This is a genomic window from Rhodanobacter sp. T12-5 (assembly GCF_008329435.1).
Lineage (GTDB): Bacteria > Pseudomonadota > Gammaproteobacteria > Xanthomonadales > Rhodanobacteraceae > Rhodanobacter.
Genome location: NZ_NPKN01000004.1, coordinates 312,613 through 338,860, shown reverse-complemented (window position 1 = coordinate 338,860; position 26,248 = coordinate 312,613). Strand labels below are relative to the sequence as shown.

19 protein-coding genes are annotated in these 26,248 nt (G+C 66.2%); 10 read left to right on the top strand and 9 right to left on the bottom strand.

What is annotated here, in order from left to right:
• Together CIW53_RS17675 and CIW53_RS11110 are read right to left on the bottom strand one after the other, a co-directional pair.
• Positions 1–5,609 (bottom strand): DUF4347 domain-containing protein (locus CIW53_RS17675; protein ID WP_172969643.1); only part of this gene is annotated, 5,609 nt, incomplete at its 3' end.
• A gap of 39 nt (positions 5,610–5,648) precedes the next feature.
• Positions 5,649–6,473 carry a sulfotransferase gene (locus tag CIW53_RS11110; protein WP_149364775.1) on the bottom strand — a complete coding sequence of 275 codons (825 nt, stop codon included), beginning with the start codon at positions 6,471–6,473 and terminating at the stop codon, positions 5,649–5,651.
• Between the two features lie 286 nt (positions 6,474–6,759).
• Here CIW53_RS11110 and CIW53_RS11105 point away from each other — a divergent pair, with 286 nt between their 5' ends.
• Positions 6,760–7,317 (top strand): tail fiber protein, encoded by a 558-nt coding sequence (locus CIW53_RS11105; RefSeq protein WP_242451862.1) that lies wholly within the window; start codon positions 6,760–6,762, stop codon positions 7,315–7,317.
• A gap of 53 nt (positions 7,318–7,370) precedes the next feature.
• A complete protein-coding gene (locus tag CIW53_RS11100; protein WP_149364773.1) occupies positions 7,371–7,691 on the top strand; it encodes a hypothetical protein in 321 nt (106 codons plus the stop codon).
• Between the two features lie 32 nt (positions 7,692–7,723).
• On the opposite strand, the gene CIW53_RS11095 is transcribed toward CIW53_RS11100, so the two are convergent.
• The 3 genes from CIW53_RS11095 to CIW53_RS11085 form a co-directional block, all read right to left on the bottom strand.
• Positions 7,724–8,242: a GNAT family N-acetyltransferase gene (locus CIW53_RS11095; protein ID WP_149364772.1), complete on the bottom strand. Its 519-nt coding sequence runs from the start codon at positions 8,240–8,242 to the stop codon at positions 7,724–7,726.
• An 82-nt stretch (positions 8,243–8,324) separates the two neighbouring features.
• Positions 8,325–8,942, bottom strand: coding sequence for a hypothetical protein (locus CIW53_RS11090; RefSeq protein ID WP_149364771.1), 618 nt, complete (start codon positions 8,940–8,942; stop codon positions 8,325–8,327).
• Between the two features lie 161 nt (positions 8,943–9,103).
• On the bottom strand, positions 9,104–9,694 hold the full coding sequence (locus CIW53_RS11085; RefSeq protein ID WP_149364770.1) for a DNA-3-methyladenine glycosylase I: 591 nt from the start codon (positions 9,692–9,694) through the stop codon (positions 9,104–9,106).
• An 82-nt stretch (positions 9,695–9,776) separates the two neighbouring features.
• Here CIW53_RS11085 and CIW53_RS11080 point away from each other — a divergent pair, with 82 nt between their 5' ends.
• Both CIW53_RS11080 and CIW53_RS11075 read left to right on the top strand, forming a co-directional pair.
• Positions 9,777–10,664, top strand: coding sequence for an EamA family transporter (locus CIW53_RS11080; RefSeq protein ID WP_149364769.1), 888 nt, complete (start codon positions 9,777–9,779; stop codon positions 10,662–10,664).
• Positions 10,665–11,030: 366 nt separating this feature from the next.
• Entirely contained in the window at positions 11,031–12,149 is a 1,119-nt protein-coding gene (locus CIW53_RS11075; protein ID WP_149364768.1) for a sterol desaturase family protein, read from the top strand.
• A gap of 12 nt (positions 12,150–12,161) precedes the next feature.
• On the opposite strand, the gene CIW53_RS11070 is transcribed toward CIW53_RS11075, so the two are convergent.
• Both CIW53_RS11070 and CIW53_RS11065 read right to left on the bottom strand, forming a co-directional pair.
• The gene (locus CIW53_RS11070) at positions 12,162–13,109 is read right to left on the bottom strand and encodes a pyridoxal-phosphate dependent enzyme (RefSeq protein ID WP_149364767.1); all 948 of its coding nucleotides are present in this window, start codon (positions 13,107–13,109) and stop codon (positions 12,162–12,164) included.
• Positions 13,110–13,117: 8 nt separating this feature from the next.
• Positions 13,118–14,122, bottom strand: a complete 1,005-nt coding sequence (locus tag CIW53_RS11065; RefSeq protein WP_149364802.1) for an aldose epimerase — start codon at positions 14,120–14,122, stop codon at positions 13,118–13,120.
• 74 nt (positions 14,123–14,196) lie between these two features.
• Between CIW53_RS11065 and pepN the strand changes: the two genes are divergently transcribed.
• Positions 14,197–16,851 (top strand): aminopeptidase N, encoded by a 2,655-nt coding sequence (gene pepN / locus CIW53_RS11060; RefSeq protein WP_149364766.1) that lies wholly within the window; start codon positions 14,197–14,199, stop codon positions 16,849–16,851.
• Between the two features lie 75 nt (positions 16,852–16,926).
• On the opposite strand, the gene CIW53_RS11055 is transcribed toward pepN, so the two are convergent.
• Entirely contained in the window at positions 16,927–17,106 is a 180-nt protein-coding gene (locus tag CIW53_RS11055; RefSeq protein ID WP_149364765.1) for a hypothetical protein, read from the bottom strand.
• 584 nt (positions 17,107–17,690) lie between these two features.
• On the opposite strand from CIW53_RS11055, the gene mnmG reads away from it, so the two are divergent.
• Positions 17,691–19,565, top strand: coding sequence for a tRNA uridine-5-carboxymethylaminomethyl(34) synthesis enzyme MnmG (gene mnmG, locus CIW53_RS11050; RefSeq protein WP_149364764.1), 1,875 nt, complete (start codon positions 17,691–17,693; stop codon positions 19,563–19,565).
• 113 nt (positions 19,566–19,678) lie between these two features.
• The gene (locus tag CIW53_RS11045; RefSeq protein WP_149364763.1) at positions 19,679–20,452 is read left to right on the top strand and encodes an RDD family protein; all 774 of its coding nucleotides are present in this window, start codon (positions 19,679–19,681) and stop codon (positions 20,450–20,452) included.
• 63 nt (positions 20,453–20,515) lie between these two features.
• Here the strand turns inward: CIW53_RS11045 and CIW53_RS11040 are convergent, their stop codons facing one another.
• A complete protein-coding gene (locus CIW53_RS11040) occupies positions 20,516–20,830 on the bottom strand; it encodes a hypothetical protein (RefSeq protein WP_149364762.1) in 315 nt (104 codons plus the stop codon).
• Positions 20,831–21,132: 302 nt separating this feature from the next.
• Here CIW53_RS11040 and CIW53_RS11035 point away from each other — a divergent pair, with 302 nt between their 5' ends.
• The 3 genes from CIW53_RS11035 (at position 21,133) to CIW53_RS11025 (ending at position 26,240) form a co-directional block, all read left to right on the top strand.
• Entirely contained in the window at positions 21,133–21,612 is a 480-nt protein-coding gene (locus CIW53_RS11035) for a winged helix-turn-helix domain-containing protein (RefSeq protein ID WP_172969642.1), read from the top strand.
• Between the two features lie 176 nt (positions 21,613–21,788).
• A complete protein-coding gene (locus tag CIW53_RS11030; protein WP_149364760.1) occupies positions 21,789–24,113 on the top strand; it encodes a Tex family protein in 2,325 nt (774 codons plus the stop codon).
• A 108-nt stretch (positions 24,114–24,221) separates the two neighbouring features.
• Positions 24,222–26,240, top strand: coding sequence for an autotransporter domain-containing protein (locus tag CIW53_RS11025; RefSeq protein WP_149364759.1), 2,019 nt, complete (start codon positions 24,222–24,224; stop codon positions 26,238–26,240).
• Positions 26,241–26,248: the final 8 nt, after the last annotated feature.

The following is a 26,248-nucleotide window of genomic DNA, read 5'->3' as shown; positions in this document are numbered from 1 at the left end:
CGCGGCGTGCCGCCGCCGGTGTTGACCGTGACCGCCTCGCCGAAATTCACCGTGAAATCGAGATTGTCGCCGGCGATATAGGTGGCATTGGCCGGCACGCCGACCGAGGTCACCGCCGGGGCGGTGTGGTCGAAGCTGTAGGTCTGCCCGCTGGTGTAACCGGCGGTGATCGCGTTGCCCGGGGCGTCGGCGATGCCCGTGCCCGAGGCGTTCAGGTCCAGCCGCATCGTGCCGTCGCCGCTGATGCTGTTGACGGTGACCGTATACGTGCTGCCGTTGACCTGGGTGACCGAGGCGATGGTGCCGGCGGCGGTGCCGGTGGCGGTCAGCGCAAAGTCGGAGGCATCCACGCCGGTGACGTTCTCGGCGAACGTCACCGTGTAATCGACGCTGGTCGCATTGGTGCTGGCGCTCGTGACACGGTTGATCGACGTCACGCTCGGTGCGACGCCATCGACCAGCACGGCGGTCGTGCTGCCGACGCTGTTCAAGGTCAGCGCCGCATTGTTGCTGGCCCCATCCTTCAGCGTGCCGCCGTTGGCGGACAAGGCGCCCACCGTGATGCCATTGGTATCGAGCGTGCCCGAACCGACCGTGTAGCGGAAGGTCAACGCGGAGGTACCGCTGCCGGACACGTAATCCGCGTAGACGGTGCCGCCGGTATCGAGTGTGATCGCAATACGCGGCGTGCCGCCGCCGGTGTTGACCGTGACCGCCTCGCTGAAATTGACGGTGAAGTCGAGGTTGTTCCCGGCCGCGTAGGTCCCGTCGGGCGGGACATCGACCGACGACACCGTGGGCGCGACCGCATCGACGAGCACCGCGGCGGTGCTGCCGACGCTATTCAAGGTCAGCGTGGCATCGTTGCCGACGGCATCCTTGAGCGTGCCGCCGTTGCCTCCGAGAGCGCCGACGGCAATGCCGTTGGTGTCGAGGTTGCCGCTGGCGACGGTGTAGCGGAAGGTCAGGGCACTCGTGCCGGAACCGCTGACGTAGTCGGCATAGACCGTACCGCCGGTATCGAGCGTGATCGCGATCCGCGGCGTGCCGCCGCCGGTGTTGACCGTGACCGCCTCGCCGAAATTCACCGTGAAATCGAGATTGTCGCCGGCGATATAGGTGGCATTGGCCGGCACGCCGACCGAGGTCACCGCCGGGGCGGTGTGGTCGAAGCTGTAGGTCTGCCCGCTGGTGTAGCCGGCGGTGATCGCGTTGCCCGGGGCGTCGGCGATGCCCGTGCCCGAGGCGTTCAGGTCCAGCCGCATCGTGCCGTCGCCGCTGATGCTGTTGACGGTGACCGTATACGTGCTGCCGTTGACCTGGGTGACCGAGGCGATGGTGCCGGCGGCGGTGCCGGTGGCGGTCAGCGCAAAGTCGGAGGCATCCACGCCGGTGACGTTCTCGGCGAACGTCACCGTGTAATCGACGCTGGTCGCATTGGTGCTGGCGCTCGTGACACGGTTGATCGACGTCACGCTCGGCGCGACGCCGTCGACCAGCACCGCCGCGGTGCTGCCGACGCTGTTCAAAGTCAGCGCGGCGTCGTCGCTGGCGGCATCCCTCAGCGTGCCGCCGTTGGCGGACAAGGCGCCCACCGTGATGCCATTGGTATCGAGCGTGCCCGAACCGACCGTGTAGCGGAAGGTCAACGCGGAGGTACCGCTGCCGGACACGTAATCCGCGTAGACGGTGCCGCCAGTATCGAGCGTGATCGCAATACGCGGTGTGCCGCCGCCGGTGTTGACGATGATGGCACTGTCGAAGTTGACCGCAAAATCCAGGTTCTGGCCGGCGATATAGGTGCTGTCCGCTGGCACCCCGACCGAGGTGACCTTGGGCGCGACGTGGCTGACGGTGATGCCATTGCCGGTCGTGTCGGCAACGGTCACCGCAGCATCGGCGCCAGCGGCCCAATCCTCGGCGGCGGCCACGTTGTAGGTGGTGCCGCCGGTCGAGCTGGTGCCGTTCTTGTTCTCGATCAGGTTGACGCCGGCCTTGTCGGTGGCGCTCAAGGTCAGGGTGAAGCTGGTGCCCGAGGTGATCTCGACGTTGGACGTGTCGGTCAGCGTGTAGGTCGCGCCGCCTTCGCCGGTGAAGGTGAACTTGTTGGCGACGATGTCGTTGGTGGCGCCGTTCAATGAGAGGAAGCCGGTGCCGCTGACGACCAGCGCACCGGTGCTGGCATCGTACGTGGCGCTGGTGACCGTCGGCACGGCGACATTGCTGGTCGTGACGCCGTTGCCGGTGGTGTCGGCGATGACCACGGCCGCATCGGCACCGGCGGCCCAGTCCTCGGCGGCGGCCACGTTGTAGGTGGTGCCGCCGGTCGAGCTGGTGCCGTTCTTGTTGAAGAACTGGTTGATCGCCGCCTTGTCGGTAGCGCTCAGGCTCAGCGTGAAGCTGGTGCCCGACGTGATCTCGACGTTGGACGTGTCGGTCAGCGTGTAGGTCGCGCCGCCTTCGCCGGTGAAGGTGAACTTGTTGGCGACGATGTCGTTGGTGGCACCGCTCAACGACAGGAAGCCGGTGCCGGTCACCACGATCGAACCGGTGTTGGCATCGTAGGTCGCCGAGGTGATGGTGGGCACCGCGACATTGCTGGCGGTGATGCCGTTGCCGGTGGTATCGGCAACAACCACCGCGGCATCGGCGCCGGCGGCCCAATTTTCCGCGGCGGCCACGTTGTAGGTGGTGCCGCCGGTCGAGCTGGTGCCGTTCTTGTTGACGAACTCGTTGATGGCCGCCTTGTCGGTGGCGCTCAGCACCAGGGTGAAGCTGGTGCCTGAAGTGATCTCGACATTCGAAGTATCGGTCAACGTGTAGGTGCTGCCACCTTCACCGGTGAAGGTGAACTTGTTCGCGACGATGTCGTTGCTGGCGCCGTTCAACGACAGGAAGCCGGTGCCGGTCACCACCACCGTGCCGGTGCTGGCATCGTAGGTGGCGGAAGTGATGGCGGGTATCGCGACATTGCTGACGGTGATGCCGTTGCCGGTGGTGTCGGACGTATCGGTACCGTTGACGACGCTGTCCCAGTCGTCGGCTGCCGACAGGTTGTAGGTGGTGCCGCCGGTGGAACTGGTGCCGTTCTTGTTGAATATCGCCTCGATCTGCGCCCGGTCCGTGGCATTGAGCGTCACGGAGAACGAGGTGGCGCTGGTGACCTCGACGTTCGAAGAGGTCAGCGTGTAGGTCGTGCCGCCTTCGCCGGTGAACGTCAATTTCGATGTGGTGATGTCGTTGTTCGCGCCGACCGTGCCCACGAAGTTGCTGCCGGTGACGGTGAGCACGTGCGTGCCCGCGTCGTAGGTGGCGGAGGTGATGGTGGGCGAGGTGACGTTGCTGACGGTGACGCCGTTGCCGGTCAGGTCAGCCGAAGCGCCGGCGGTGGAATCCCAGTTGGCTGCGGCGGCCAAGTTGAACGTGGTGGCATCGACGGCATTGACGCCGTTCTTGTTGAGCAGGCCGTTGATGGCCAGCTTGTCGGCCGCGTTCAGGGTGATGGTGAACGAGGTGCCACTGCTGGCAGTCACGCTGCCCGAGGTCAACGTGTAGGTGTTTCCGCTCTGTCCGGTGAGCGTGAGTTTGCTCGGATCGATCGTATCGCCGGTTGTCATGCTCGCGCCGGTGACGCTCAGCACGCCGGTGCTGGCATCGTAGGTGGCGCTGGTGATGGAGCTGAACGCGTAGCTCGGATCGACCGTGCCTCCACCGTTCTGCACGTTCAATGATGAGGTGCCGGTGGCGGCGGTCGTGCCGTTGCCTTGTCCGCCTGCACCGCCCGCGCCAGCGTTGCTGCTGAAGGTGACGTCGCCGCTGTCGTAGTGCAGCGTGCCCTGCACCAGGATGGCGCCGATGCCCATGCCGCCCACACCGCCTGCCAGCCCGCTGCTGCCGCCGTTGCCGCCACCGCCGGCGCCCAGGTTCTGCGAGAACGTGCTCGAACCGAGGTAGACGGTCGCCCCCGCCTTGATCGCAAGCCCGCCCGCCGCGGCGCCACCGGCCGTTGCCGGAGCGTAGCCATAACCGGACGCACCACCGCCACCGCCGATGGAGCCAAAACCGCCGGCCGATGCCGTGCCGCCTGCACCTCCAGCCTGAAACCCGGTACCGGCTGTTCCACCGGCTCCACCGGAGGTGGAACCGCCCTTGCCGGCATAGGTCCCGCTGGTGGGAGCGGCACCGCCATCGCCTCCGATGCCGCTCCCACCTGCTCCGCCATAAGCCGCGTAGGGGCCGGGAATGGTATTGGCGTCACCGCCCTTGCCACCGCCCTTGCTGCCAAACCCACCACCACCGCCGCCGCCATAGGACGTAGCCCCATAAGCATCACCGCCGCCGCCGGCCGCCGCCACGTTCTGCGTGATCACGGAATGGGTGATGGTTACGGTACCGCCGCTGACCAGGATGCCGGCGCCAAGCGCATCGCCGCCGGGCTGTCCATTGATGCTGCCCGACTGTCCACCCCGACCACCATTCCCGGACACCAGGCCGTGTTCGATGGTCAGCCCGTCGAGATGCACGATTCCGGTGGTGATCTCCAACACACGGCCGTTGTACTGGCCGTTCAGCGTGACGTCGGGCGTGCCGTCACCGTTGATATCACCCTCGATGGTGATGCTCTTGTCGACCAGCAGCAGGGAATCACCCGTAGCGTGTGTCTCCAATGCGATCGTCAACCCGCTGCTGAAAGTGATGGTGTCGCCGTTACCGGCCCAGTGCAGAGCCTCACGCAGCGACAAGCCGCTGCCATCGGCCAGGTCGGCGGCTTGGCTCACTCCGAATGTGGCATCCAGACCGTTGTCCGCGCCGGTGGTGACGGTGATCTGGGCCAGATCGTGCGTGTAAGCCGCTTGGTCCACAGCCGCCAACACGGGTGTCGCGTCGATGTGGCCGGTGCTGATTTCCAGATCCCAGTCGTGGCCGGCGCCGGTGCGGTCGCTGGAGGCAGCGATGTCGCGATGGGTCAACTGTGCCAGCGAGGTGACGAAGGCCATGCCCTTGTCGCCGGCTGCGGTATCGCAGGCATAGATCAGGATGTCGCCGCCGGCCTTGATGTTGCCGCCGATCTGCGCCAGTTCGGTGGCGTGTTGGCCGATGTTGTCGGCTGACAGATAGGTGCTGCCCAGCCAGAGGTCGCCGTCGTTGCCGTGGGCGATGATCTGCACCGAGGCGGCCCCGGGATGCAGACTGAGATAGTCGGACATCTGCTGCAGGCCGTCGCGGCCCTGCTGCAGGTAAACCACCTCGGTACCCGCGCGGACATGGGCGAGCAGCGACGAGGCGTCCGCGATGCGCGCATCGACGAACAGCACGTCGTGGGCCGGCGCGGTGGTCGCCGATGCCACGTCCCTGTCGCGGGCCGCATGCGCAGTTTCTCCGGGCAGGATCGCCGCGGGTGCGTGCAAAGCGGTGTCGTGGCTCAAGTCGGCGTGCGCGGCCGGCGGCGCATGCGCTTCCGGCGCGACCTGGAACGATGCCGCGCTCACGGCCATCGCGCCGTCGAACATCACCCGCGGCTCCAGCGCCATCGCCAGCGGTCGGCGGGCCGGCACCAGCGGTTTACGGGTGGCTGGAAGTTTCGATGGATTGCGCTTGAACCATGCCATTGGATTGTCTCCTTGTTACACCACCGCTTCGCGGTGCGTTCAGTCCGTTTTCGTGCGTATCACGTGGGCAGCGCTGCCATCGCCGTTGCGCCAGAACGACAGCTGCGCGTATTTCTCGAACAGGTCCGGCGGCAGCACCGTGCGGCGCGACTCGACCGCCACCTTCGGCCGCACCCGATGCAGGCCCGCCACGCCTAACGCCTCGTCAAATGCCGGGGCGTCGTATTCGATATGTTCGAAGTCGTGCTCGAACCATGGCTCGCCGATGAATTCGTAGACCAGCCGCAACACCCGTTCGGGTGCCTGCGCCAGCAATTCGTATTCGACCACCAGCAGCGAATCGGCCTGCGCCCCGTAGTAGGCCTCTTTCAGCGCCGACCAGGCAAAACCCACCAACCGGTTTTGCTGGGCCAGCGTGTCGACCCGGCTGTAGACGGTGTTGCGCTCGATGTCGCCGTTGAACAGCTTGGTTTGTTCGTAGGGATTGGCGCGGTACAACCTCTCCAGGCTGTCCATGACCCAGGCGACATTGCGCACGCAGGCAATGACCTTGGCCTGTGGAAACAGATCCAGTACGGCCGGCAGTCTGGCCGACCACAGGCGGTTCGTGTCGAACACCACGGCCTTGTCGGCTTGCGCGGCATAGTAGGTATCGAACAGTCCGCGCAACAGTTGTTGCCGCATGTCGCGATCGAGCACCGGGCCGAACTCGCTGCCGGCGCCGAACTGGTTGAGCATGCCGGTGAAGAGAGCACCTACCGGGCTGGTCATGCCCGCGTGGAAGCGTGGGTTCTGGCGCAGCAACGCGGCCAGCAGCGTGGAGCCCGACCGTGGCAATCCCGAGATGAAATGCATCTTCCCCATGGAACACTTCCCGTGTGGTGACACGGCCCCCTGTTGCCGGAATGGTATCACCGCGAATGGATCAGTGGCGGCGAGTGCATGGCTGCGCCGACGTTCGATCATTCCGCCCGTTCCCAAGGGAAGTTTATTGCGTTAAATATGCCGGACCGCGCATCAGGTCCGAAGGACGTACGCGGCACAAAGGGGCGCAGGAGAGAGCGGCGGTCGCTGCTGTCGCTGCTGTCGAGGGAGCCCAATCGGCGCTAACGCCGTCACGAAACACAAGGGGAAAATCATGGAAGTTTATATGGGTACCATCCAGCCTTTCGGCTTCAATTTCGCGCCGAGGGACTGGGCTACTTGCCAAGGCCAGCTGATCGCCATCGCGCAGAACAGCGCGCTGTTCTCGCTGCTGGGCACCACCTATGGCGGTAATGGGCAGACCACGTTCGGACTGCCGAATCTGAGCGGCCGTATGCCGATGAGCCAGGGCAGCGGCGGGGGTCTCACACCCCGCACGATCGGCGAAATGGGTGGCACCGAGAACACCATGCTGACGATCAACAACATGCCGATACACAACCATCCAGTCACCGGTACCCTCGGTGTGCAGGTGGCCGGCACCAACAGCAACCCGACCAATGCCCCCACCGCCACCAACAAGTTCCTTGGCGCATCCGGCGGGGCGGCCGGTTCGGCGACCATATGGTCCGACGCACTCAACAGTCCGGTCGACATGGGCGGAGTGAACGGCACGGTCACCGTCGGCCCAAGCGGCGGCAGTCAGCCCTTCGGACTGATGAACCCCTACCTGGTGCTGAATTTCTGCATCGCCATGCAAGGCATCTTCCCTTCGCGCAATTGATATACCGCCGCGGTGGCCATGGCCGCCGCGGTACTTTCAAGGACGTTTATTTGATGCTCGATCGCCTCGAAGCAAAACACTTCACGCCGCTCGTCGACCAGCCGTACCAGCTGACCTTGCCCGACGGCCATGTCCTGGCGGTGCGCATCGACAGCGTGCGCGAACAGCCGCTGGCACGCATGCCCGATGCGCCGGCCGAGCGGCGCCTGCCGTTTTTGGTGACACTTACCGCGCTGGAGCCGACCGATTTTGTCGATGGCCTGTGCGCGCTGGAACTGCCCGAACTCGGTTGCGTGCGCGACATCTGGATCGGCCGAATGGCGGCGCTGGGCCGCGACCATGCCGGCGCGTATTTCCAGATCGCCTTCAACTAGGGTTCCTGGCGGAGCCTTCAATCCTGCGCGGACTATTGCACGACGACCATCGGCCGCGCATCGGGATACCACACCATTTGCTCGGCCGCCGGCTGCGCGCTTTCCACGGTGAAGCCCAGCTCGATGTAGAGCTGGCGCGCGCGCGGATTGCTGCGCCACACGACGGCGGTCAACGGCGCATGCGCACGCGCCGCGGCCTGCTGCAAGCCACGCACCAACTCGCGGCCGAGGCCCTGCCCGCGTACCGCCGGGATCAGCGCCAGATAAACCAGGTGAACCACGTTCGCGCCGAAGTCGACGATCAGCCCACCGATTTGGCTGCCCTGCTTCTCGACCACGAAATGCATCGCGTTCGGATGGTTGGCCGCCGTGCCGGCCTGCAACACGCCGTACTGCTGGGCGACCAGCGCCTCGCGTTGTTCCTGCGAACCATCCAGCAGTTGGAGGTCCGGGCGGGCGGAGCGGTACAGCCGCTCCAGGAAGGGGGCGTCCATCGCGGTGGCCGGGCGCATGCCCAATGACGAACTGGCGAATGCTGCATTGTCGAACATGCGGGAAGCTTCCTGGTTGCGGTCCGCGGCGATCGTGCCACAACGACACGGCATATTTCACATCGGGTGTCGGCGAGTCGGATCAGTCCTTGGGCACGTCGCTGGCCGATTCCTGCCGATAGATCAGCTCCAGCGTCTTTGCGTACGCGGCTGCATAGGCCTTCACCGCCAGGACGACATCGCGCCAGGGGTCGCACACGATCGCATCGTCGTTCCACGTGGCCATGTTCGACGGGTCGGTGTGTGCGTCGCGTCCGATCACGACGAAGCCATGGTCGCCATTCTTCACCTGCACCCAATCCAGCGGAAAGACCTTCCAGTAATCGCGCAGTCGTACGAACGCCAGGGCGCTTTGCGCGCCACAGTTGCCGCAATGGAACCGGAGCGCCTCTTTCGCGAAGATCTCCATCAGGGCCTTCTTCATCCTTCTGGTGCCCTTGGCATAGGGGTGGCCGGCGGCCTGGGCGGCCCTTCCTTCGCGCCTGGACTCGAGCCACACGCCCACCTGAAGTTGCACATGGCTGGCCAGCCCCACGTCCAACCAGCCCATCGCGAGGGTCGGGGAGAACATCCCCAGGTGCGCGGCATCCTTGTAGAACTTCAGGCCGTTCGACGCGCCGAAAAACAAGTGGGATTTCACATACGCCAGCGCGCCGAAGGCCGCAGTGCGATACCGATCCGTTCCAGAACCGACTTGCATGGCTTGCTCCTTGTCAGCGTCAATCCTCGCGCGTGCATCGACGGCCGCAGCACGGCTGTCCCGGGGCAAAATACCACCGGATCGGCGAGGACAGTCAGCCGGAATATTCGGTTCGTGCCCGTCGGCTGCCGGAGCCCATGGCGCAACTGCCAAGCCCCCGCTCAGGACATCCGGGCACAGTCGCGATGCCGAAAGCACCCGGCCAGATGATCGTTGATCATCCCGGTGGCCTGCAGCAGCGAGTAGCAGATCGTCGTACCGACGAAGCGGAAGCCGCGTTTCTTCATCGCCTTGCTCATGCGGTCGGACAGTTCGGTGCTGGCCGGTACCTCGGCCTGGCTGCGCCAACGGTTGCGCAGCGGCTTGCCATCGACGAACGACCACAACCAGGCATCCAGGCTGCCGAACTCGTCGATCACCTTCAGCGCGGCGATCGCGTTTCCGCGTGTGGCGGAAACCTTCAGGCGATTGCGGATGATGCCCGGATCCAGCAGTCGCTTTTCCAGTTCGCGGTCGGTCATCGAAGCGACGCGGGCAATCTCGAAGTCGTGGAAAGCCTTGCGGTAGTTCTCGCGCTTGGTCAGCACGGTGCGCCAAGACAAGCCGGCCTGCGCACCTTCCAGGCACAGGAACTCGAACAGCGCGCGGTCGTCGTGCAGCGGCACGCCCCACTCGGTGTCGTGGTAGTCGCGCATCAGCGCATCGTTGCCGGCAGCCCAATGGCAGCGCTTCGGTTCAGTGGCTTGTGTCATGGCTGGTGGGGGTGGCGGCGGGATGCCGCACAACGTAACCCACGCCGCTAGACTTGTCGCCCCCATCCCGGCCTGGCTCAGCATGTCGCCCTCACCCTCGTCATCACGCGGCGCCCTGCTGGCGTTGCTCGCCACCATTCTGATCTGGGCCTACAGCTGGATCGTGATGAAGCAGGTACTGGCGCATGCCGGGCCGTTCGATTTCGCAGCACTGCGTTACCTGATCGGTTCGGCGGTGCTGTTTGCGGCGCTGCTGCTGTCGCGGCAATCGTTGCGGCCGCCGCCGCTGCTGCCGACGATCCTGATCGGGCTTTGCCAGACCGCCGCGTTCCAGGGTCTGGAGCAATGGGCGCTGCTCGATGGCGGGGCCGGGCATGTCGCCCTGCTCGCCTACACGATGCCGTTCTGGGCAGTGCTGCTGGCGTGGCTGCTGCTCGGTGATCAGCCGACCGCGCGGCACTGGCTGGGACTGGCGTTCGCCGCGATCGGGCTGCTGTGCATCATCGAACCGTGGCATGCGTTGGGCAGCGTGCTGAGCACCACGCTGGCCCTGGCCGGCGGTGGCGCCTGGGCGGCCGGCACGGTGTTGAGCAAGCGCATGTTCCGCCGGCATGCACCGTCGGTGCTCAACCTCACCGCATGGCAGATGCTGATCGGTGGCATCGCGCTCGGCGTCACCGCGCTGGCGGTGCCGCAACGTTCGATCGAATGGGACTGGCCGTTCATCGGCGCGCTGGCGTACAGCGCGGTGCTGGCATCGAGCGTGGCGTGGTGGTTGTGGTCGATCGTGCTGCAGCGGTTGTCGACGACGGTGGCCAGCGTGTCCAGCCTCGGCGTGCCGATCGTCAGCGTGCTGCTGGCGTGGCTGATCCTGCATGAGCAGCCATCGGCGATGGAGTTGCTCGGCATCGTGTTCGTGCTGCTGGGGTTGCTCGCCGTCAGTGGCATCGGCACGCGCCGGCGCGACTGAGCGGTTGTGACTATTCAACCTCTCAGCCCGGCCACGGCGAGGGCATGGCGAGGGCATGGCGAGGGCATGGATGCCCGAGTTGAGGCAACGCATGGAGCGGTTGCCCGATGCCCGAGTTGAGGCGACGCATGGAGCGGTTGCCCGATGCCCGAGTTGAGGCAACGCATGGAGCGGTTGCCCGATGCCCGGTCGCGGATCGGGCACGCAATTGCTCGATCCGCGTGAGCGAGTCCGGGCGTGCACCGGGCTCGCGATAGAAGAAAACCACAGGAAGTGGTTTTCTCCACAAGCCCTGATCGGCCGATTCAGCCTGCACGCCTGGCAGCGGCGATATGATGCGGCGCTGCCGGAACTGAAGAAACGTCCATGTTCGATCTTTCGCCATTGTGGGCCCACCTCACCAGCTGGGTGAGCGACCATGCCGTGGTACCGCTGCTGCAGGCGCTGCACCTGAGCGGCCTGAGCGGCAATCCCGACGACATCGCCGCGGCGCTGCTGATCGCCGCGTTGCAGGTCGGCATCATCGGCCTCGTCTTCCGCCCGCTGGAGACCTGGTTTCCGGCCGAGCGATGGGCCGATCGCCGGCTGACCCGGGTCGATCGCAACTACACGCTGCTGATGCTGCTTGGCATCTTTCCACTGTTCACCTACCTGGTGCTCATGCCGTTCAGCCATCTGTTTGGCGGCGGCGGCGATACCGTCGATCCCGGCACCGGCTCGCCACTGGGGCTGACGCACTGGATGCCGTGGTTCAACCAGCATCCCTATCTGCTGTTCGCGGCCTATTACGTGGTCTACGACTTCGTGTACTACTGGATGCATCGCACCCAGCACGCGATCCCGTGGTGGTGGGCGCTGCACAGCATGCATCACAGCCAGCGCCAGATGAGTTGCTGGACCAACGACCGCGGCAGCCTGGTCGACGGCTTCATCCAGTCGGTGATCCTGGCCACGGTGGGCCTGGTGATCGGCGTGGATCCGGACGAGTTCGCGTGGCTGATGCTGATCGGCGAACTGATGCAGAACCTCTCGCACACGAATGTGCGACTGGGTTTCGGTCGCGTGTTCGACCGCGTCTTCGTCGCGCCGAAGTTCCATCGCCTGCACCACATGCTGGTCGATCCGTCACGGCCGACCCTGCACAACTGCAATTACGGCCAGGTCCTCTCGATCTGGGACGTGCTGTTCGGCACGGCGCTCTATGGCGAGCCGCCACGGGCGACCGGCGTAGGCGACCCGATCGTCGATGCGGACAACAACTACGGCCTGATCGGCCTGCACTGGGTCGCGTTGAAGCGTTTCTGGGGTGCGGTGCGTCGTCCTGCCGGCTGGAAGCCGGGCGAAGTGGCTTTCGGCGCGGACTACGTACCGATTCCGGTCAGCCAGGTGGACCTGCATGCCCTCGGGCATGCCTCGCCGGCGGCAGAGATGCCGACAGCGGCCCTTGCCGGCAACCCGGCAACGGGCGAAACCGTGCCCGGTTGAACGACACGCGTCCTACCAGGGCAGTGCCTGCAGATCCACGTTGCCGCCGGTCAATACCACCCCGACGCGCTTGCCGGCAAACCGCTGCGGCTGCTTGAGGATCGCCGCCAGCACGGTGGCGCTGGACACTTCCACGACCTGTTTCAGCTCCGTCCACAGCCATTGCATCGCGGCGATGGTTTCGGCGTCGCTGACGGTGATCAGCTCGACACGGTGCAAGCGCAAGGCATCGAGGTTGCGTTCGCCGACCAGCGCGCGCAGGCCGTCGCAGACGGTGTCGGGCACGACCGTGGTGACCCGGTCGCCTTGCGCCAGCGATCGCGCCGCGTCGTCGGCGCCCAGCGGCTCGGCGCCGAACAGGGCCAGCTCGGGCTTCAGCGCATGCGCGGCGATCGCCACGCCGCTGGCGAGACCACCGCCGCCGACCGGGGTGATCAGGGCGTCAAGCTGCGGTGCCTGCTGCAACAGCTCCAGCGCCAGGGTGCCCTGACCGGCCATCACGTTGGTGTTGGCATAGGGATGCACCAGCAACGCGCCGGTGCTGCGTTGCACGTCGGCACACATCGCCTCGCGCGCGGCCTGGTTCGGTGCGCAACGATGCAAGATCGCGCCGGCGCGTTCGATCGCCGCGACCTTCGCACGCACGGCGCCCTCGGGCACCACCACATGGGCGGCGATGCCGCGCGTGGCCGCGGCCAACGCCAGCGCGTTGCCATGGTTGCCGGAGGAGTGCGTGACCACGCCGTGTGCGGCCTGTTCGTCGCTGAGCGCCCACACAGCATTGCAGGCACCGCGAAACTTGAACGCGCCGCCACGCTGCAGGTGCTCGCCCTTGAAATGCAGTTCGGCACCGCTCAACGCATCCAGCGCCGCACTGCGCAGCACCGGCGTCACGCGCGCATGCGGCGCGATGCGCGCAGCGGCATCGCGAATCTGGTCGATGCCAGGCAGATCATCCATCCGGGTATTCATGACAACTCGATCTCCACGCCACAACGGAAACTGCGTTCGGCCCCTGGCTCCAGGCGGATCGCCTGCGCGCACTCGGGACGGTTGAAGGCATCGGCCATGCATTCCATCGGCTCCAGCGCGATGGCGCGGCGCGCATCGCGGCTGGCCGTGTCGGCGGTGAACGCATGCATCACGCCGCGCTCCTGCCATACGGCGATGCCGAGCCCGCTGGAGGGATCGCGCAGACGGGTGCGGATGCGCCCATCGGTATCGGCCTCCAGGTCGGTGTAGCCCTGGTCGAGGATGCTGTCGCCGATCGCGCGGGGTTCGCGGAAGTCCAGCGCGGGGGCATCGTCCAGCGGCACGTACGCCGCGGCGCCGGGCAATGCGATCAGCGTGGCGTCGGTGCGGATCAGGGTCTGCGCGGGAATCTGCAGCTGCCAGCCGTCGACCAGACTGGCGGCCAGCCGGAAATACGGATGCCAGCCGAAGAAACACGGCGCCGCGTCGTTCCCGACGTTGCGCATGCGCGCCTCCAGGGTCAGCCCGCCGGCATCCAGCGAGAACGTCACGGCGAGGTCGATCGCGTGCGGATAGCCCGGCTGCGGACGGATCGCCGCGCTGCCCAGGGTCACCCGCGCGCCATCGTCATCCGCATTCAAGGCGCTGACGTCGAAGTCCACCCCGCGCACGAAACCGTGCCGGCTGGCGCGCTCGCTGCCGACCACACCCGGCTGCAGATCCTGCAACTGGCCATCGAAACGGTAGCGCGCATCGGCGATGCGCCCGGCAAACGGCGCCATGATCGCGAAGCGCGAACCGGGCCGGGCGACGATCTCGCTCGCGTCGCGATAGCCGTCGGCGAGATCGAACATGGCCCCGCCCACGTCCGTCTCGAAATTGAGCAGGGCAGCGCCGTGCTGCGCGATGCACAGGCGCCGGTGCGCGAGGCGATCGGTCAGCACCACGACCGGTTGATCGCCCAGCGCGGATCGCTCGCTGGCGTAGCGCATGGCCTGCAGTGCCGCCATGGGGGTTCTCCTGTGATGGAAACACCCCATGTTAACCTGACGCATCCCGATCCCATCGTGTCCCCATGCAAGCCATTTCCGAGCAAAAGGCCTCCGCGCCGATCCGGCTGGTCGATTACCGTGCGCCCGCCTGGCAGGTCGAGTCGGTCGAACTGGATTTCGACCTCGGCATCGACGCCAGCGAGCTGTCCGCGCGCCTGCTGCTGCGCCGCGACCCCGGGCAGGATGCGCCGCTGCGGCTGGATGGCGAGAACCTGCAACTATTGTCGATCGCACTCGACGGCACGCAGCTGCCCGCCACCGCGTACCGCTACGCCGGCAACGTGCTCGAAGTCGACGGCGCCCGCGACGGCAGCGTGCTGGAGACCCGCGTGCGGCTGCGCCCGGCGGCCAACACCGCACTGGAAGGGCTGTACCTGTCCGGCCCGCGCGAGACCGGCTTCCTGCTGACCCAGTGCGAGGCCGAAGGCTTTCGCCACATCACGTTCTTCCCCGACCGACCCGACGTGCAGTCGCGCTACACGGTCACGCTGCGCGCGGATCGCGCACGCTTTCCGGTGCTGCTGGCCGGTGGCAACCCCGATGGCGCCGGTGAACTGGAGGGTGGCCGACATTGGGCGCGCTTCGTCGATCCGCACCCGAAGCCTAGCTACCTTTTCGCCCTGGTCGCCGGACATCTGGAAGTCATCGAGCGCGACTACGTCACCGCCGACGGCCGCCCGGTGCAGCTGAAGATCTGGGCCGAGGCCGACGCGATCGGCCGTTGCCATTACGCGATGGACGCGCTGGAACGCTCGATGCGCTGGGACGAGCAGGCCTACGGCCGCAACTACGACCTGGACGTGTTCCACGTTGTCGCAACCCACGATTTCAACATGGGCGCGATGGAGAACAAGGGCCTCAACATCTTCAACGCGAAGTGCCTGCTCGCCGATCCGGATTCGACCACCGACGACGAATACCGCCATGTCGAGGCGGTGGTCGCGCACGAGTACTTCCACAACTGGAGCGGCAACCGCGTCACCTGCCGCGACTGGTTCCAGCTGTCGCTGAAGGAAGGACTCACCGTGTTCCGCGAGCAGAGCTTCTCGGCCGACATGAACTCGGCATCGTTGAAGCGCATCGAGGACGTAGCCCTGCTGCGCCGCGCACAGTTCCCCGAGGACGCCGGCCCGCTGGCGCATCCGGTGCGCCCGGCGCAGTACAGCGAGATCAACAACTTCTACACCGCCACCGTGTACGAGAAAGGTTCGGAGCTGGTGCGCATGCTGGCCGGCGCTCTGGGCCAGGAAGGTTTTCGGCGTGGCATGGACCGCTATTTCGATCGCAACGACGGCCACGCCGCCACGCTCGAGGATTTCCTCGCCGCGCTCGGCGAGGCCAACGACACCGACCTGACCCCGTACCTTGCATGGTACGGCCAGGCCGGCACCCCGCGACTGAAGGCCCGCGGCCATCACGACGCCACCCGGCGCGAGTACACGCTGACACTGATCCAGCACCCGTCCGGGACTGCCGGGACCGGCGCGCGCGCGCCGCTGCCGATCCCGGTCAAGCTGGCGCTGTTCGCGCGCAACGGCGACATGCTTCCGCTGCATATGGACGGCCAGACATCTGTTTGCCATGAGCTTGTGGTGGTGCTGGACCAGCACGAGCGAAGCTTCGTCTTTACCGGGATCGCCGACGCACCGGTAGCGTCCCTGCTGCGCGGGTTTTCCGCACCGGTCATCCTCGAATGCGATTACATGCCGGATGAACTGGCCTTGTTGCTGGCACACGACGTCGACGGTTTCAATCGCTGGGAGGCCGGCCAGCAACTGGCTGCCCGCGCCTACGAAGAACTGCGCGACGGCAGCCCGGGCGACTCGCTCCATGCATGGTGCGATGCGCTCCAGCAGTTGTTCGGCGGCACTGCAGTCGACGACGCCCTGCTGGCCGACCTGCTGACTCCGCCGGGCGAGGTCGAACTGGCCGAACGCGAGACGGCGATCGATCCGCAACGAATCCACGACCTGCGTCAGGACCTGCAGCGGCGGCTGGCCGAGCGGCTCGGCGCCGACGCCTTGCGTCAGCGCTACAACGCACTGGCTGGGCACACCAGCATCGCGCTCGATGCCTCCAGCCAGGCACGTCGTCGGCTCAAGCGCCGCGTGCTGGAATTGCTGAACCTGCTCGACAACCGCGGCGCCTGCGAGCTGGCCGCCATCCAGTATCGGGACGCGCCGGGCATGACCGATCGACTTGCCGCGCTCGCGCTCATGGTGCACGGGCGTGCCGCGCAGGCCGAAGCCGCGCTGCTCGATTTCAGGCAGCGCTACGCCGGCAACGCGCTGGCGCTGGACAAGTGGTTTGCGGTGCAGGCGCAATTGCCGGGCGAGAGCGCACTGGACCGCGTGCTGGCGCTGGAAGCCGATCCGGCATTCACGTTGAAGAATCCGAACCGTGTGCAGGCCTTGCTGGGCAGCTTCGTGCGCAGCAACCCCAGCGGATTCCACCGCACCGACGGGGCCGGCTACCGGCTGCTGGCCGAAAGGCTGGTCGCGCTGGATGCATTGAATCCGCAGGTGGCCGCACGACTGGCCACGGCGTTCAATGGCTGGCAGCGTCTTGAGCCGCTACGCCGCGCATCGGCGCGCGAGGCGATCGCGGGGCTGGAACAGCACGCGGGACTCTCGCGCAACCTGGCCGAGATCATCGGCAGCGTACTCGGCGGTCACTGACCAGGCCTGCACGACCTAGCCATGCCGCCGTGGTGTACGTGACTGCGTCGCCACGTACACCGGCGGATTTTTCATTCAGACGGCCAGATGGTCGAGCGCTTCCAGCAGACTTTGCAGGCGCGACTCCAGGCCCGGCTGCAGCATGCCGCGCTCACTGTCTTCACGCGTGTTCAAACCTTCAATCGCCATCTCGACCTGGCCCACCTCGATCAGCAAGTCGTGATGCGGATATACCCGTTCGAAATCGAAGCCCATGACGCAACCCTCAGTGGTTTGGTGAGGACGACGATGCATCGAGCATGCCATTTGTGACGCGCGTCACAGATGCCGATTGTGTCCTCCGTCACGCACCTGACGCGCCACGTCAATTGTTGCTGCGGCGGGACACAAAATCCTTTTTTAGTCACCTCGTGTTCACGCGTTCGCGGCGAATATCGGCCTGCACTTCGCGCCAGCAGAGATGCTTTCGCGGCCGACATTTCCGGTTTCTGGTGCTCGGCAATACGGTCATCCTGGATTCCCCCTGTTCCTGAGACCCGCCGAGCGCCAGATCTATCAGCACAAGACCCCGCGGCCGCCAAGCCGCGGGGTCTTGTCTTTTGCGACTCCACAAAAGGCGACGGCACCCCGAAGGGTGCCGTCATGCTTCCTTTCCTGGTACGCGATCGAACCCCTGTCCGTCCGACCTCGGCGTGCGTTGCCGCACTGCGTCTGCCCGTGAAAGTGCAGGTTTTATCAAGCAGGAAACATGCCATGGAATGCAACGGCGGCTGGCACGCTGCCGATGGCGTTACCATGGCGCCCTGTTTCGTCACTTTTCGCGCGCCCAGGTCAGTCCGATGCACCACCCGACCCACTACGACGTCATCGTGATCGGCGGTGGTCACGCCGGCACCGAGGCCGCGCTGGCTGCCGCACGCGCCGGTGCGCGCACGCTGCTGCTCAGCCACAATATCGAGACGATCGGGCAGATGAGCTGCAACCCTGCGATCGGCGGCATCGGCAAGGGGCACCTGGTCAAGGAAATCGATGCGCTCGGCGGCGCCATGGCGCACGCAGCCGATCGCGCCGGCATCCAGTGGCGCACGCTGAACGCGTCGAAAGGCCCGGCCGTGCGCGCCACCCGTTGCCAAGCCGATCGCATGCTGTACAAGGCGGCGATCCGACGGATCGTGGAAACCCAGCCGAATCTCGAATTGTTCCAGCAGGCAGTCGACGACCTGATCATCGAAGGTGGCCGCGTCACCGGCGTGGTCACCCAGATGGGCTTGTCGTTCCGTGCGCGCAGCGTGGTGTTGACCGCCGGCACCTTCCTCGCCGGCAAGATCCACATCGGCCCGGCGCAATACGCCGGCGGGCGCGCCGGCGATCCACCGGCCAGCGCGCTGGCGGCGAAGCTGCGCGAATTGCCGATCGCCACCGACCGCCTGAAGACCGGCACGCCACCGCGCATCGACCTGCGCAGCATCGACTTCGACGGTCTTGACGAGCAGCCCGGCGACGATCCCGCGCCCGTGTTTTCCTACCTCGGCACGCGCGACGAGCATCCGCGCCAGGTCAGTTGCTGGATCACCCACACCAGCGAGAAGACCCACGAGATCATCCGCGGCGCGCTGGACCGCTCGCCGCTGTACACCGGCCAGATCGAAGGCGTCGGCCCGCGCTACTGCCCGTCGATCGAAGACAAGGTGGTGCGCTTCGCCGAGAAGTCGTCGCACCAGATCTTCATCGAGCCGGAAGGACTGGACACGTTCGAGATCTACCCGAACGGCATCTCCACCTCGCTGCCGTACGACGTGCAGCTGGCTCTGGTGCATTCGATCAAGGGCTTCGGGAAGGCACACATCACCCGTCCCGGCTATGCCATCGAATACGACTATTTCGACCCGCGCGGACTCCACCCGTGGCTGGAGACGAAAGCGATTGCCGGCCTGTATTTCGCCGGCCAGATCAATGGCACCACCGGCTACGAAGAAGCCGCCGCGCAGGGCCTGATCGCCGGCCTCAACGCGGCGCTGGCGGTGCAGGGCAAGGCGCCGTGGTATCCGCGCCGCGACGAGGCGTACATCGGCGTGCTGATCGACGACCTCACCAGCAACGGCACGATCGAGCCGTACCGCATGTTCACCTCGCGTGCCGAATACCGGCTGCATCTGCGCGAGGACAACGCCGACCTGCGCCTGAGCGAGAAAGGACACGAACTTGGTGTGGTGCCGCAGGTGCGGTTCGATGCGCTGCGCGCCAAGCGCGACGCGGTCGAACGCGAACTGCAGCGCCTCGGCGGGCTGTGGGTGTCGCCGGCCAACGCGCGCGGCGCGGCGGTCGAACGCGATCTCGGCATCGCCGTCAGCCGCGAGACCAGCGCCATCGACCTGCTGCGCCGCCCCGAAATCGACTACGCCGGGCTCATGGCCGTGGCGGAACTCGGGCCGGCCGTCGAACGCGACGATGTGGCCGCCCAGGTCGAGGTGCAGGTCAAGTACGCCGGCTATCTCGAACGCCAGCGCGAGGAGATCGAGCGCCAGCGCCGGCACGAACACACCGCGATTCCGGCCAGCTTCGACTACGACAAGGTGCGGGGGCTGTCGGCCGAGGCGTTGCTCAAGCTCAAGCACGCACGGCCCGCCACGCTCGGCCAGGCCGCCCGCGTCAGCGGCATTACCCCGGCGGCAATCTCCCTGTTGCTGGTGCATTTGAAACGCACCGCGGCCTGAACGGCGAAGCCGGCACAGGCTTTCGACGGGCCGGCGCGCCCACGTGCCTCCGGCACACGACGGCCGCGCCGATCATGGCATCATGCGGCTTTTATCAGCATGGGGAGTGCACGATGGAAATCTGGATCGGCCGCGACGGCGAACGCCATGGCCCGTACAAGGAAGACGATGTCCGCCAGTGGCTGCGCAGCGGCCAGGTGAGTCCGGCGGACCTGGCATGGTACGAAGGCCTGGCCGACTGGCAGCCGCTGTCGGTGCTGTTTCCCGGGGAGGCGGGCAGCGCAGCGGCATCGACGTCGGCCGGCGCCGCCGTCCCGCCCGCGACACCTCTGCCGCAGATGACCACGGCCGCGCTGGAGGACTATGCCGGCTTCTGGAAGCGCTTCGCGGCGTACATCCTCGACGCCATCGTGCTGTGGATTCCCAGCACACTGGTCGAGAAGATGTTCGGCGCGGACGCCGCGAAGGAAGCGATGACCCTGGCGGTCAGCAACGCCGCCGGCGACATGGCAGCCATTCACGCCGCACAGATGCAGTACTGGTCCGTGATGTGGCCGGCCACCGTGATCAGCATCGTGATCGCCTGGGTGTATTTCGCGCTCTGCGAAAGCTCCGCCTGGCAAGCCACCGTGGGCAAGCTCGCGCTGGGCATCCGGGTCACCGACCTGCAGGGACAGCGGATCAGCTTTCCGCGCGCGCTGGGTCGCTACGGCGCCAAGCTCATCAGCGCGCTCATCCTTCTGATCGGCCTGCTGATGGTCGCCTGGACCCGGCGCAAGCAGGGCCTGCACGACATGATGGTCGGCACGCTGGTGCTGAACGGCCGGGCCAGCGAATTCAAGTCGAGCCAGGCGTCACCGGGCGACAACAACTCCTTCAGCGCCTGAACCAGGTCGGTGGGGACTGACGTCATGCAGGTCAGTCCCTGCCGCGATTCGGCCTTGTCCGGATCAGTGGATGTTGACGACGGCAACCGTGTTGGCCGGGGCGACCCAGCGGATTTGTTTCGCCATGCCGGTGGAGTTGTCGACCGCCACCGTCACGATCGTCAGCGGACCAAGCCCCACGTGCCGTGCGCCCTCGGCTCTGTCGGCGTCCCGTTGCGCTTGCGCGTACCCGGCCGGTGAATGCGCGACCAGGGCACGCAGGCCGTAGCCGAAATGCAAGTCGACGCTGTATGTCTCGTATTGGGCCGCGCTGGCGCTGGCGCTGTCGGCGCAAGCCAGGCCGAGTGCAACCGTGGCGGCAAGGATTGAATATTTCATGGAAGCCTCCTGACGGACAGGCGATGTCCGTTGGCGAAACATAAGCCGACGCCGCACAAGCTGCATGAGGTATTTGCGTAGGAAATCCGCGGAAAATTCGATGATTGCCGGCGCCCTTGGCGGTGGAACCCTGGTCAGGAATTCCGCCTCGCAACATGTATCGAATCGGTCACGCGGGTCGCCGAAGGGGTACCGGTTTCGGGCAGCGACGAGGCCGCGCACTCATGCCATCAGACAGGGGTGACATCCTCCGTTGCCGAGGGCATGCTTGCATGGCAGGGGCCGTACAACGGGACCTGATCATGGTCACGAACACGATCTTGCCCGCGCCAGGCGATGGCTGGGTTTACCGATGCGACGACATCGTCGTCGAACCTCGCGCTCATCGGCTCGAGCGCGCTGGCCAACCGGTGCTGGTGGAGCCCAAGGCCTATACCGTGCTGGTCATGTTGCTCGAACACGCCGGCACGATGCTCGACAAGAATGCGCTGCTCGATTCGGCGTGGGGCCACCGCAACGTGACGCCGGGAGTGCTGAGCCGCGTCATCTCGCAACTGCGCCACGCCCTCGGCGATTCCTCGCGGCAACCACGGTATATCGCCACCGTGAACTGTCTTGGCTATCGCTTCGTCGGCATGGTGCACCGGCAGCAAGCTTCACCTGCCGCATTTGCCGGGGCTGGAATCGACTCGAAGGGCGCAGCCCCGATCGACAACCGGATGGCCGAGCGGCGCCAATCCGCCGAGCGGCGAGTGCAACCCCGGCGCACTCCTTCGCGGTGACGCGGCCATCGGCGGTCGCCTGCCGAAGCCAGCGAGGCGGCTGTGGCTCGCGCGAGCAGTGCTGAAGAACCGCGCGCGCCGAGCATCGAAACGAAAGACCGCTTGCTATCATCGACGGCTTGATCCCGTTCAATCCGGCGAACCACCAGGCCGTCGCAAGGAATAGAAAATCGCTCATGCAAAGCATCGAACAACGCATCGCCAACGATATCGCCGCCAGCACCGTCCAGGTGCGTGCTGCCGTCGACCTGCTCGACGGCGGTGCCACCGTGCCGTTCATCGCGCGCTATCGCAAGGAAGTCACCGGCGGTCTCGACGATACTCAGCTGCGCCTGCTGGAAGAGCGCCTGCGCTACCTGCGCGAGCTGGAAGAACGCCGCGCGGCGATCCTTGCCAGTGTCGAGGAACAAGGCAAGCTCGATGATGCGTTGAAGGCCGACCTGCTCGCTGCCGATACCAAGGCGCGGCTGGAGGACTTGTACCTGCCGTTCAAGCCCAAGCGCCGGACCAAGGCGCAGATCGCGCGCGAAGCCGGGCTGGAACCGCTGGCGCTGGGCCTGCGCGAGGATCCCACGCGATCGCCCGAAGCGTTCGCCGAAGCCTTCGTCGACACCGAAAAAGGTGTTGCCGACGTACGCGCCGCGCTCGACGGCGCGCGCGCAATCCTGATGGAATCGATCGCCGAAGATGCGCACCTGGTCGGCGAGCTGCGCGACTGGTTGTGGGCGCAGGGGCAGATCCGCGCCAGGGTGGTCGAAGGCAAGGAGAACGAGGGCGCGAAATTCCGCGACTACTTCGACCATGTCGAGCCGATCGGCAAGATTCCCTCGCACCGCCTGCTGGCCCTGATGCGCGCCCGCAACGAAGGCGTGATCGAACTCGAGCTCGCACCGGCCGCCGACAGCGAGCAGGGCCACGCCGAAGGTGAAGGCCGCGTTGCGGCGCACGCCAACATCCGCAACCAGGGCCGCGCCGCCGACGCGTGGCTGCGCGAGACCGTGCGCCTGACCTGGCGCGTGAAGCTGCACCTGCATCTCACCCTGGACCTGTTCGGCCGCGTGCGCGAGGGTGCCGAGGACGAGGCGATCCGCGTGTTCGGCGACAATCTCAAGGACCTGATGCTGGCCGCGCCGGCCGGCGCGAAGACCGTGATGGGGCTGGACCCGGGCATCCGCACCGGCTGCAAGGTGGCGGTAGTCGATGCCACCGGCAAGCTGCTGGCCACCGACACGATCTACCCGCTGGAACCTCGGCGGCAGTGGAACGAATCGCTGGTGTCGTTGGCCCGGCTGTGCAAGCAGCACAACGTGGATCTGATCGCCATCGGCAACGGTACCGGCTCACGCGAGACCGACAAGCTGGCCGCCGAGCTGATCAAGAAGCTGGCTGATGCGAAGCTGTCGAAGATCGTGGTGAGCGAGGCCGGCGCATCGGTGTACTCCGCCTCCGAATTGGCCGCGAAGGAGTTCCCGGAACTGGACGTGAGCCTGCGCGGCGCCGTCTCGATCGCGCGCCGCCTGCAGGACCCGCTGGCCGAACTGGTGAAGATCGAGCCGAAGGCGATCGGCGTGGGCCAATACCAGCACGACGTGAACCAGATCAAGCTGGCGCGCGCGCTGGATGCGCGCGTCGAGGATTGCGTCAATGCGGTCGGCGTGGACGTGAACACTGCCTCCGCCGCATTGCTGTCGCGCGTGGCCGGATTGTCCGCGTCGGTGGCCGAGAACGTGGTGAAACATCGCGACGCGAATGGCCCGTTCGTCAATCGCAAGTCGCTGCTGAAAGTACCGCGGCTGGGCGACAAGGCGTTCGAGCAATGCGCCGGCTTCCTGCGCGTGTCCGGCGGCGACAATCCGCTGGACGCCAGCTCGGTGCACCCGGAAGCGTATCCGGTGGTCGAGCGGATCATCGCCCAGTGCGGACGTGAAGTACGCAACATCATCGGCGACGCGAGCTTCCTGCGCGGCCTCAAGCCCGAGCAGTTCACCGACGAGAAGTTCGGGGTGCCGACCGTGCGCGACATCCTCAAGGAGCTGGAAAAGCCTGGCCGCGATCCGCGCCCCGAGTTCGTCGCTCCCAGCTTTGCCGAAGGCGTCGAGGACGTTAAGGACCTCACGCCCGGCATGATCCTCGAAGGCCGCGTCACCAACGTGGCCGCGTTCGGCGCATTCGTCGACATCGGCGTGCACCAGGATGGGCTGGTGCACGTCTCGGCACTGTCGCACAGCTTCGTCAAGGACCCACGCGATGCGGTGAAGGCCGGCGACATCGTCAAGGTGAAAGTGATGGAGGTCGACCTGCCGCGCCAGCGCATCGGCCTCAGCATGCGGCTGGACGACGAACCCGGGCAGGCGCGCGGCGGGCGGCCAGCTGGCGGCAACACTGATGGCAAGCGCGACGTCCGCAACGGCGGGCGCGCCGGCAACAGCGCGCCGAAACCCGCGCCTGCCCCGGCCAACAGCGCCTTCGCCGACGCCCTGGCGCGGGCCGCCAAACGCTGACGCAGCCAGCACGCGGAAGCGCGCTGCAATGCAGCATGCGCTTCCGTATGGGGTGGATTAACGTAACGCGCAGATAACAAGGCCATTTCGGCCACAGGAGTGTTACCCATGTTCCGTACCCGCCACCTGGCCGGCGCCATCGCCGCCACCTTGCTGTTCAGCAGTGCTGCCGCCGCCACCGAATTCAGCCAGGTCGTCGTGTTCGGCGACAGCCTCAGCGACAACGGCAACATTTCGCTGGCTACCGCTCCCGGCATCCAGCCGCCGCTGCGCTTCACGACCAACCCCGGCCACGTCGCGATCGAAAACGTCGCCGATCACCTGGGTTTGACTCTCAGCCCTTCGCTGGCCGGCGGCAGCGATTTCGCCTGGGGTGGCGCGGGCGTCAACAGCAACTCGCCCGGCACGCCCGCGGCAGTCCCGACGTTGACCGGCCAGGTCGATGCCTATCTGGCTGGCGGCACGGTGGACCGCAACGCGCTGTATTCGATCTGGGGCGGCGCCAATGACATTTTCTATCACGCGACGGCCACCGGTGCGGGCGCCGTTGCGCAGCAGCTGATCCAGCAGACGATCGCCGGCCAGGTGGCAGCGGCACAGGCCGGTGGCCTCCCGGCGAGCGCCGTGCCGGGATTCATCGCCCAGATCACTCCGATCGTTACCCAGCAGGTCAACGCCGCCGTGGCTGCGCAAGCCGGCGTGGCGGCGCTGGAGACCTCCGCGCAGGCACAGGCGAACATCGCCGCGGCCGCCCAGCAGGAAGTGAAGTTGATCGGCCAGCTGCAGGCCGCCGGAGTCAAGAACATCCTGGTCTTCAACCTCCCCAACATCGGCACCACGCCTTCCGCCGCCGCGCAGGGGGCGCAGGCTGCCGCAGGGCTGACCGGCCTGAGCCAGATCTTCAACGGCCAGCTCAACTCGGGCATCGGCCAGCTCGGCGTCGGCATCATCCCGATCAATGCCTACGGCCTGCTGTCCGAGGTGGTCGCCAATCCCACCGCTTACGGCTTCACCAACGCGGTCGCCCCGGCCTGCGGTGCCGGCTCCAGTTCCGTGCAGTGCGGCCCTCAGGGTTCGGGCTTGCCGTACACCTATGCCGCGGGTGCCGACCAGAGCTATGTGTTTGCCGACGGCGTGCACCCGACCACCGCCGCGCACGCGTTGCTCAGTCAATATGTGGTGTCGGTCCTGCAGGCACCCGGGCAAATCTCCCTGCTCGGCGAGGCACCGCTGGCCGCCAGCGCCACGCAGACCCGCGCCATCCGCAACCAGATGCTGGTCGACAGTGCCGGCGGCGACACCCGTACCTTCGTCAACATCGACTACGGCCAGCAGCGTTTCGACGCCAGCAATGGCTCGCCGAAAACCAACAGCGACAACTTCAACCTCACCCTCGGCGTCGATGCCCATGCGACGGACAACGTCTCAGCCGGCATTGCACTGGGTATCGGCCAGAGCAACGCCAACTTCTCCGGCGGCGGTGGCTACAAGCTGCAGGACATCAGCGGCCTCGGCTACCTGACCTATCACGTCGGCGGCGGTTACGTCGGCGGTTACGCGGATTTCGGCCAGTCCAACTTCAAGGACATCGAGCGCCGCATCGACCTAGGCACGATGCGCCGCACCGAGAGCGGCAAGGCCGATGGCTCGCATCTCGGCGGTGGCGTCACCGGTGGCTGGTGGTTCGATTTCAACAGCCTGCGCACCGGCCCGTTCGCCACGGTCGAATGGCAGACCGTCAAGGTCAACGGTTATACCGAAGGCGGCAACGACAGCAGCTCGATGTGGTTCGGACGGCAACAGCGCGACGCGCTGATCGCCAGCCTCGGCTGGCGCCTTCAGGGTCACTGGAACGTCGGCAACACGGTGCTTTCGCCGTATGCCGAACTGGCCTGGAACCGCGACAGCAAGGCCGACTCGCGTGAGATCACGGCGGGTCTGAATGGCTTGAACGGCACGTTTGCGCTGACCGGTTTCACGCCGGACAAGAACTGGGGCACGGTCGACCTGGGACTGTCTGCCGAGCTCACCCCGACCATGACCAGCTGGATCGGCTACAACGGCCACTTCAGCGACAGCTCCCAGAAGTACAACAGCTTCAACATGGGCTTCAGAGTGAAGTTCTGAGTTCATGC